11 protein-coding genes are annotated in these 8,671 nt (G+C 46.0%); 9 read left to right on the top strand and 2 right to left on the bottom strand.

Annotated features, from left to right (window positions below; all coding sequences use genetic code 11):
* Window positions 1–49: 49 nt before the first annotated feature.
* From BACCELL_RS14340 to BACCELL_RS14300, 9 genes are all read left to right on the top strand, one after another.
* Window positions 50–715, top strand: a complete 666-nt coding sequence (locus tag BACCELL_RS14340) for a B3/B4 domain-containing protein (RefSeq protein ID WP_007212572.1) — start codon at window positions 50–52, stop codon at window positions 713–715.
* Window positions 716–730: 15 nt separating this feature from the next.
* Window positions 731–1,360, top strand: a complete 630-nt coding sequence (locus BACCELL_RS14335; protein ID WP_029427124.1) for a M23 family metallopeptidase — start codon at window positions 731–733, stop codon at window positions 1,358–1,360.
* Between the two features lie 69 nt (window positions 1,361–1,429).
* Complete coding sequence (locus BACCELL_RS14330; RefSeq protein WP_007212570.1) at window positions 1,430–2,407, top strand: PhoH family protein; 978 nt, start codon at window positions 1,430–1,432, stop codon at window positions 2,405–2,407.
* A gap of 96 nt (window positions 2,408–2,503) precedes the next feature.
* Window positions 2,504–3,448 (top strand): phosphoribosylaminoimidazolesuccinocarboxamide synthase, encoded by a 945-nt coding sequence (locus BACCELL_RS14325; protein WP_007215353.1) that lies wholly within the window; start codon window positions 2,504–2,506, stop codon window positions 3,446–3,448.
* 70 nt (window positions 3,449–3,518) lie between these two features.
* Entirely contained in the window at window positions 3,519–4,256 is a 738-nt protein-coding gene (gene ubiE, locus BACCELL_RS14320) for a bifunctional demethylmenaquinone methyltransferase/2-methoxy-6-polyprenyl-1,4-benzoquinol methylase UbiE (RefSeq protein ID WP_007212568.1), read from the top strand.
* 72 nt (window positions 4,257–4,328) lie between these two features.
* Window positions 4,329–5,075: a shikimate dehydrogenase family protein gene (locus tag BACCELL_RS14315; protein WP_007212567.1), complete on the top strand. Its 747-nt coding sequence runs from the start codon at window positions 4,329–4,331 to the stop codon at window positions 5,073–5,075.
* A 17-nt stretch (window positions 5,076–5,092) separates the two neighbouring features.
* Complete coding sequence (locus BACCELL_RS14310) at window positions 5,093–6,043, top strand: alpha/beta hydrolase (RefSeq protein WP_007212566.1); 951 nt, start codon at window positions 5,093–5,095, stop codon at window positions 6,041–6,043.
* A gap of 38 nt (window positions 6,044–6,081) precedes the next feature.
* Window positions 6,082–6,987: a TPM domain-containing protein gene (locus BACCELL_RS14305; RefSeq protein WP_007212565.1), complete on the top strand. Its 906-nt coding sequence runs from the start codon at window positions 6,082–6,084 to the stop codon at window positions 6,985–6,987.
* 49 nt (window positions 6,988–7,036) lie between these two features.
* On the top strand, window positions 7,037–7,618 hold the full coding sequence (locus tag BACCELL_RS14300; RefSeq protein WP_007212564.1) for a LemA family protein: 582 nt from the start codon (window positions 7,037–7,039) through the stop codon (window positions 7,616–7,618).
* 121 nt (window positions 7,619–7,739) lie between these two features.
* Here BACCELL_RS14300 and BACCELL_RS14295 read toward each other — a convergent pair whose 3' ends face one another.
* Window positions 7,740–8,300: a hypothetical protein gene (locus BACCELL_RS14295; protein WP_007212563.1), complete on the bottom strand. Its 561-nt coding sequence runs from the start codon at window positions 8,298–8,300 to the stop codon at window positions 7,740–7,742.
* 13 nt (window positions 8,301–8,313) lie between these two features.
* On the bottom strand, window positions 8,314–8,671 hold a 358-nt coding region (locus tag BACCELL_RS14290; protein ID WP_007212562.1), incomplete at its 5' end, for an RNA polymerase sigma factor.

Here is an 8,671-nt window from a genome sequence, read left to right as displayed (position 1 = left end):
TTATCTTATTTTTGTTTTACATGAAAAGTTTAAATAGTAGTTTTAGTTTATGTACCAGATCACCGTATCAGAAGAAATAAAAAATGCCTGCCCCATCTTCAAAGGTGCAGCCGTCTATGCAGAAGTTACCAATACAGCCTTTTGCGAAGGACTTTGGGAAGAAATCAACACTTTCACCCGGGAACTGACTTCCACCACCCAGCCGGAGGACATCAAACTGCAACCCGCCATTGCAGCTACCCGGGAAGCTTATAAACGCTGCGGCAAAGACCCAAGCCGTTACCGTCCTTCTGCCGAAGCCTTGCGCCGCCGTCTGATGCGCGGAATTGCCCTTTACCAAATAGATACACTGGTTGACCTGATTAATCTGGTATCCCTGCGCACCGGTTATTCCATCGGTGGTTTCGATGCGGACAAGATACAGGGCACTGACCTCAAACTGGGAGTTGGACGCGCCGAAGAACCATTCGAAGGTATCGGACGGGGCGTGCTGAACATCGAAGGACTTCCGGTCTATCGCGATGCCGTAGGCGGTATCGGTACTCCTACCAGCGACAACGAACGTACTAAAATGGATTTAGGCACCCAGCATATCCTTGCCATCGTCAATGGTTACAGCGGACAGGAAGGTCTGCGGGAAGCTGCTGAGATGATACAGGAATTACTGAAAAAATATACTTCTTCGAATGGAGGAGAAATTATCTATTTTGAATAACAAGAAGGACCTTTAATCATGAACATATTCTTTCTGCTACTATCATTCGCACTGGCTTATACTCCGCCTGAAGAGAAACCTAGCTTCTCGCAAATGGAAATCAATCATATCCGGGTTACTACACCGGGGCTTTTCGATAACGAAAAATTATTAGAATTGCATCTGGAGCAAATACCTGACACCGCTTATTGCTTTCCGCTTCCCGGAGGAAAAGTGATTTCTCCTTACGGACGTGGTGGCGGCCGTCACTCGGGTATTGATATCAAGACTTGTGCCAAAGACACGATACGCAGTGCTTTCGATGGCATTGTACGTATGTCGAAGCCCTACAGTGCTTACGGCAACGTAATCGTTGTGCGCCATTCTTCGGGATTGGAAACGATATACAGCCATAATTTTAAGAATCTTGTTCAGAGTGGTGACGTCGTAAAGGCCGGACAACCCATTGCACTGACCGGACGTACCGGACGGGCCAGCACCGAACACCTTCATTTTGAAACCCGCATCAACGGGCAGCATTTCAACCCCAATCTCATTTTCGATTTCAAAGAAAGGACACTCCGCAAAGAGTGTATTCACTGCACCAAGAATGGAAAAGGCGTCATCGTGAAGCCTGCAACAAAAAAAACAGCCGGAACCAGCTAAGTATCCAAACGTTTCACTAAATTTGCAACTGTTTTACCTATAAAACGACATGAACTTATAAACAATTCAATGATAGAAAAACTGATTGTTCTTGAGGATATCGACCCGGTTATCTTTTACGGTGTGAATAATGCCAATATGCAGTTGATAAAAGCTTTGTACCCCAAACTGCGCATTGTTGCACGCGGCAATGTCATCAAAGTGTTGGGAGATGAAGAAGAGATGTGCGCATTCGAAGAAAACATTACCAAGCTGGAAAAATACTGCGCCGAATACAACTCATTGAAAGAAGAGGTGATCATCGACATCATCAAAGGAAATGCACCGCAAGCAGAAAAGTCGGGTAACGTCATCGTATTCAGCGTGACAGGCAAACCGATCATCCCCCGCAGTGAAAATCAGCTTAAACTGGTAGAAGGTTTCGCCAAGAACGACATGGTATTTGCCATAGGTCCTGCCGGTTCGGGAAAGACGTATACTGCCATTGCCCTTGCCGTACGTGCCCTCAAAAATAAAGAGATCAAGAAAATCATCCTCAGTCGCCCCGCCGTGGAAGCCGGTGAGAAGCTTGGATTCCTGCCCGGTGACATGAAGGATAAGATAGACCCGTATCTGCAACCGTTGTATGATGCCTTGCAGGATATGATTCCGGCTGCCAAGCTGAAAGAATACATGGAACTGAATATCATTCAGATTGCTCCCCTCGCCTTTATGCGCGGAAGGACGTTGAATGACGCAGTCGTAATTCTGGATGAAGCGCAGAACACCACTACCCAGCAGATCAAGATGTTCCTCACCCGTATGGGTATGAACACCAAGATGATCGTAACGGGAGATATGACACAGATTGACCTGCCCTCTTCCCAAACTTCGGGACTGGTACAGGCACTCCGCATCCTAAAAGGTGTGAAAGGCATCAGCTTTGTGGAACTGAACAAGAAAGATATTGTGCGTCACCAATTGGTAACCCGCATTGTAGATGCCTACGAGAAATTTGATAAGGAAACCAAAGCCGAACGGGAAAAAAGAAAACTCACCACGGGATAACACAGAGTCTCACAGAGCAAAAAAGAACTCTGTGAGACTCTGTGTCACTCTGTGGTGAAAACCATAGAAAATATCCAAATCATAAATATAACAATGATGAAAGCATTAACAAAAACTGATTTCAATTTTCCGGGACAGAAAAGTGTGTACCACGGAAAAGTACGCGATGTTTATAACATCAATGGTGAAAAGCTGGTTATGGTAGCAACCGACCGTATCTCTGCATTCGACGTTGTTTTGCCGAAAGGCATTCCTTTCAAAGGACAAATGCTGAATCAGATTGCAGCCAAATTCCTGGATGCTACTACTGACATTTGCCCTAACTGGAAGACAGCTACACCCGACCCGATGGTAACGGTAGGTGTGATGTGCGAAGGTTTCCCCATCGAAATGATTGTACGCGGTTATCTTTGCGGTAGCGCATGGCGTACTTACAAAAGCGGTGTACGCGAAATCTGTGGTGTGAAGTTGCCCGAAGGAATGAAGGAAAACCAGAAGTTCCCCGAACCCATCATCACACCGACTACGAAAGCTGAAATCGGTGAACACGACGCAGACATTTCAAAAGAAGAAATCCTTGCTAAAGGTCTGGCTACTCCCGAAGAATATGCCATATTGGAAAAATACACCATGGCACTCTTCAACAGAGGAACTGAGATCGCAGCAGAACGTGGTCTGATTCTGGTAGATACGAAGTATGAATTCGGTAAGCACAACGGCACTATTTACCTGATGGATGAAATCCATACACCGGACTCCAGCCGCTACTTCTACTCTGAAGGTTATCAGGAACGCTTTGAAAAAGGCGAAGCACAGAAACAGCTTTCTAAAGAATTCGTTCGCGAATGGTTGATGGACAATGGTTTCCAAGGCAAGGAAGGACAACAAGTTCCGGAAATGACAGACGAAATCGTAGCATCCATCAGTGAGCGTTACATTGAACTGTACGAGCATATCACCGGAGAGCAATTCGTGAAAGAAGATACCAGCAACATTGCTTCACGTATCGAGAAGAACGTAACGGAATACTTAAATAAGTGATAAACGGTTTAGTGATAAGTGATTAGTAGATTTATTAATCACTTATCACTAACCACTAAACACTATCAACATGGATTATCCCCAGGAACATATCAAACCTTACGGTGAAGACGGAAAGAAGAGTGAACAGGTAGAAGAAATGTTCGACAACATTGCTCCTGCTTATGATAAGCTGAACCATACACTTTCATTAGGCATCGACCGCAGTTGGCGCCGGAAAGCGATCAATTGGTTAAAGCCTTTCCAACCGAAGCGCATCATGGACGTAGCCACCGGTACAGGTGACTTTGCCATTCTTGCCTGCCGCGAGTTGCAGCCTGACGAACTGATAGGCACCGACATCTCAGAGGGAATGATGGACGTGGGACGTAATAAAGTAAAACAGGCGCACCTCTCGGACAAAATATCCTTTGCCCGGGAGGACTGTACCTCTCTCTCATTTGCCGATGACACGTTCGATGCTGTAACCGTAGCGTTCGGTATCCGCAACTTCGAAGGGTTGGACAAAGGGTTGGCGGAAATGTGCCGCGTGCTGAAAACCGGAGGACATCTCGTCATTCTGGAACTCTCCACACCGGACCGTTTTCCGATGAAACAGCTTTTCACCATCTACTCCAAAGTAGTCATCCCCCTGCTCGGCAAATGCCTGTCAAAAGACAATAGTGCTTACACCTACCTGCCCCAAAGCATCCGTGCTTTCCCGCAAGGCGAAGTGATGCAGGAAGTTATTCGCAAAGCAGGTTTCAGTCAGGTTAATTTCCGCAGACTGACATTCGGTATATGCACTCTTTATACTGCGACTAAATAGAGTGATAAAGTGATAGAGTGATAAGTGATATCACCCCACCTTATATATTAACGTTAGCACACTAAGAGAATTATGCAGAAATACGGTTTAATAGGCTATCCGCTGAGACATTCGTTTTCCATCGGATATTTCAATGAAAAGTTCAAATCGGAGAATATCGACGCCGAATATGTAAACTTTGAGATACCCAACATCAATGACTTTATGGAAGTCATAGAGGAAAATCCCAACCTCTGCGGACTTAATGTGACCATCCCGTACAAGGAGCAGGTCATCCCCTTTCTTGACGAACTGGACAAAGATACCGCAAAGATCGGCGCAGTGAACGTCATCAAAATCATCCGCCAGCCAAAAGGAAAAGTAAAACTTGTCGGCTACAACTCGGATATCATAGGATTTACACAGTCCATTGAGCCTTTACTGCAACCCCATCACAAGAAGGCGCTGATTCTGGGCACAGGCGGTGCATCCAAAGCCGTCTATCGCGGACTGGCCAATCTGGGCATCGAAAGCGTATTCGTATCGCGTACGAAAAAGGAATCGTCTTACCTCACTTATGACGAACTGACACCGGAGATCATGCAGGAATATACTATTATCGTAAACTGTACACCCGTAGGCATGTATCCTAAGGTGGATTTCTGTCCGGATATTCCTTATGATCAATTAACTCCCAACCATTTACTCTACGATTTGTTATATAATCCCAATGAAACCCTTTTCATGAAAAAGGGTGAGGCTCACGGCGCCGTTACTAAAAACGGACTGGAAATGCTGTTATTGCAAGCATTTGCCGCATGGGAAATATGGAACAAATAGAGTGAAAGGAAGGAAAGATGAAGAAAGATATCAAGTACAGTCTGCTCGGACTGTTAGCAGTTATCATTATTGCCCTCACAGGTGCGAGTTTCTACATGCTCGGCTACTCGCTGAGACCGGAGCACAACAAAGGGAAAGATATTCCCGGCTCCTACGAGTATATGCTCAGCGAGTACCCGCAAATCAAGCCTTGGATAGATAGTTTGCAAACTGTCGGTGCTTTACGGGATACCTTTATTATCAATCCTGAAGGGGTGCAACTGCATGCCATTTACGCAGCCGCTCCCGAACCGACCCACAAAACAGCCGTCATCGTGCATGGTTATACGGACGATTGCATCCGTATGCTGATGATAGGTTACCTTTACAACAAAGATTTAAAGTATAACATTCTGCTGCCCGACCTGCAAAATCAGGGATTAAGCGGAGGCCCTGCCATTCAAATGGGTTGGAAAGACCGGCTGGACGTATTGCGCTGGATGGACATTGCCAACGATATTTACGGCGGAAATACCCAGATGGTAGTACATGGCATCTCTATGGGTGCCGCCACCACTATGATGGTGTCCGGTGAACCTCAACAACCTTTTGTGAAATGTTTTGTGGAAGATTGCGGTTATACCAGCGTATGGGACGAATTCTCCTACGAGTTGAAGGGACAGTTCGGGCTGCCTCCTTTCCCGTTGATGTACACTACCAGTTGGCTGTGCAACGCGAAATACGGCTGGAACTTCAAGGAAGCTTCTTCGCTGAATCAGGTCAGGAAATGCAAACTGCCGATGTTCTTCATTCATGGCGATGCAGATACATACGTACCCACCTGGATGGTATATCCCCTCTACGAGGCAAAATCAGAACCTAAAGAATTGTGGCTTGCCCCCGGTGCCACACACGCCATGTCCTACAAGGATCACCCGGAGGAATACACCGAACGTGTGAAAAATTTCGTAGGAAAATACATCTATTGATGTGATTTTTCCTATATTCGCCACACAAATACATTAGTATGAAAAGATTAATCTCCATAAGTTTATTCCTATGCCTGCTGCTATCCGTGCAGGCACAGAAGGTCTATACTACAGACAATATCCCCAAAGTACATCTTCAGAACAAAATGCGCTATGTCTGCAATCCGGACGACATCCTCTCTCAGGCTGCCTGCGACAGCATCGACCGTATGCTGTATGCATTGGAACAACAGACCGGCATTGAGACAGTAGTTGCCGTAGTTCCTTCTATCGGTAATGATGATTGCTTTGACTTTGCACACCGCCTGCTCAATGAATGGGGTGTGGGAAAGAAAGGAAAGAATAATGGTCTGGTCATTCTTCTGGTGACCGACCAGCGCTGCATCCAGTTCTATACAGGTTATGGACTGGAAGGAGATCTGCCTGATGCCATCTGTAAACGTATCCAGACGCGCGACATGATTCCTTATCTGAAAGATGGTAACTGGGATGCGGGTATGGTTGCCGGTGTGCGTGCCGTATGCGGCAGACTGGACGGCAGCATGGTGAATGATACAGATGATGAAGAAGACATTTCCTTCTTCGGCATTCTGGCAGCAGTTATCGGATTCTTTGTTGTTGCCGGAGGAATCGGCTGGATGGCGGCACGTGCCGCAAGCAAATGCCCCAACTGCGGACAGCATAAATTGCAACGTACCAGCAGCAAAGTGGTTTCACGGATCAACGGAGTAAAAACGGAAGATGTTACCTACACTTGCCGCAACTGCGGACACAAGGTAGTACGCCGCAAACAGTCGTATGATGAAAACTATCGCGGAGGTGGCGGAGGAGGTCCGGTCATCTTTGGCGGTGGTGGAGGCTTCGGCGGAGGAGGCGGTGGCTTCAGCGGAGGCAGCTTCGGTGGAGGTATGGGAGGTGGCGGAGGTGCCGGTTCCCGATTCTGATGCACCGCAGAAATATATAAATTGTATAATCATTTAATAAAAGAAAAGTATGAAGAAATCAACTATTATCATTCTTGTTGTTTTAGCTCTCCTCGTCATTTGGGGTGTCACTGGTTATAACGGACTGGTAACTATGGATGAAAACGTAAGCGGACAATGGTCAAACGTTGAAACACAATATCAACGCCGTGCCGACTTGATTCCGAATCTGGTTAGTACGGTAAAAGGATACGCTTCTCATGAAAAAGAAACTCTGGAAGGTGTGGTAGAGGCTCGCAGCCAGGCTACTCAAATTAAAGTAGATGCTAATGATCTGACTCCGGAAAAGTTGGCTGAATACCAGAAAGCTCAAGGTGCGGTAACTTCTGCATTGGGTAAGTTGCTTGCCATTACCGAGAACTACCCCGACTTGAAAGCAAACCAGAATTTCCTGGAACTGCAAGCTCAATTGGAAGGTACTGAAAACCGTATCAACGTGGCACGTACCAACTTCAACAATGCAGCAAAGAACTTCAATACTGCCATCCGCCGCTTCCCGAAGAACATTCTTGCAAGTCTGTTCGGTTTCGAAAAGCGTGCTTACTTTGAAGCTTCCGAAGGAGCAGAAACAGCACCGCAGGTACAGTTCTAAATAAGTATATCCCTACCGTAACAAACGGTTCTATAAAAAGCAAGTACCCCTTCCACTCATCGGAAACTCCGATCTATTCGAGTTTCCAGGGTGGAAGGGGTACTTTCATTTTTTAAGATGACTACTGCAAATCCGTTATTGCCTCTTTCAATTCTTTTATCCCGCTCCATGCTTTGAGGAACAAACGAATTCCTATCAGCGTTCCTACGACAAGACCAGTCCAGGCACCTATCAATATATAACGATCACCCATCTGGGACATATCCCATATCATACTTGCCAGTAAAGGTACGGCACACAACACACTCACAGCTATCCCCACTTTGAAAGACATCCGGAAACGGCTCTCCGCCAGACACACTTCACGCACAGTCATCTTCAGGCAATCAATCTTCCTTAACAGCAACATCCATGTGAATTGCCGGGCTATTATCACAGCTACAAACAGAAACAACAGCACCCACGTTGACATGCTAAAATCACACATCTGATTATGAACAATATACCAGCAAAAGAAAGGCAAACAGATCACTACAATCGTAAATCGACGCAACACACGATCCTGGACCTTCTTTACTTTACTGACCACCTTATTATTTAGTTGCTGGCGCTGGTCCATTTCCAGGCGTCCGAGCCTTTCTTCCATTATATTCCAATTTTGTTTTAATTCTTCCAGTTCCATAATCTGTTTTATTTTAGCTATTCGCTTGTTTTGTAAGTTTATCCTTAATTCGTTTCAATTTTGAAGCTACGGTATTGCGCGGCACGCCGACAATTTCCGCAATCTCTTCGTAAGAATTCTCATCCAGCCACAGCAAGATGACGGCACGTTCAAACTTATCCAGTCCCGCAATGAGGCGATACATCTCTTTCAAGCGTTTGGTCGTTTCACTATCTTCTGCTTCCAAGCCATAGAGGGAATCCAAGGAAGTATGCTCGCCCCGGCGTTGCTGCTGGCGATAGAAGGAGATACAGGTATTCAATCCCACGCGGTAAATCCACGAAGAAGGTTTACCCTTTCCTTCATAACCCTCGAAGCCTTTCCAAAGGTTT

Origin of the sequence: Bacteroides cellulosilyticus DSM 14838 (assembly GCF_000158035.1) — a bacterium.
In the GTDB taxonomy this organism is placed as follows: Bacteria; Bacteroidota; Bacteroidia; order Bacteroidales; family Bacteroidaceae; genus Bacteroides; species Bacteroides cellulosilyticus.
This window is presented reverse-complemented; position numbering and strand designations above follow the sequence as displayed.

Excerpts from the sequence above, each read along its gene's own strand:
- BACCELL_RS14295 (WP_007212563.1), bottom strand. The coding sequence starts at position 8,300 with ATGGAACTGGAAGAATTAAAACAAAATTGGAATATAATGGAAGAAAGG.
- BACCELL_RS14305 (WP_007212565.1), top strand. The coding sequence starts at position 6,082 with ATGAAAAGATTAATCTCCATAAGTTTATTCCTATGCCTGCTGCTATCC.
- BACCELL_RS14300 (WP_007212564.1), top strand. The coding sequence starts at position 7,037 with ATGAAGAAATCAACTATTATCATTCTTGTTGTTTTAGCTCTCCTCGTC.
- BACCELL_RS14315 (WP_007212567.1), top strand. The coding sequence starts at position 4,329 with ATGCAGAAATACGGTTTAATAGGCTATCCGCTGAGACATTCGTTTTCC.
- BACCELL_RS14310 (WP_007212566.1), top strand. The coding sequence starts at position 5,093 with ATGAAGAAAGATATCAAGTACAGTCTGCTCGGACTGTTAGCAGTTATC.
- BACCELL_RS14340 (WP_007212572.1), top strand. The coding sequence starts at position 50 with ATGTACCAGATCACCGTATCAGAAGAAATAAAAAATGCCTGCCCCATC.
- ubiE (WP_007212568.1), top strand. The coding sequence starts at position 3,519 with ATGGATTATCCCCAGGAACATATCAAACCTTACGGTGAAGACGGAAAG.
- BACCELL_RS14330 (WP_007212570.1), top strand. The coding sequence starts at position 1,430 with ATGATAGAAAAACTGATTGTTCTTGAGGATATCGACCCGGTTATCTTT.
- BACCELL_RS14325 (WP_007215353.1), top strand. The coding sequence starts at position 2,504 with ATGAAAGCATTAACAAAAACTGATTTCAATTTTCCGGGACAGAAAAGT.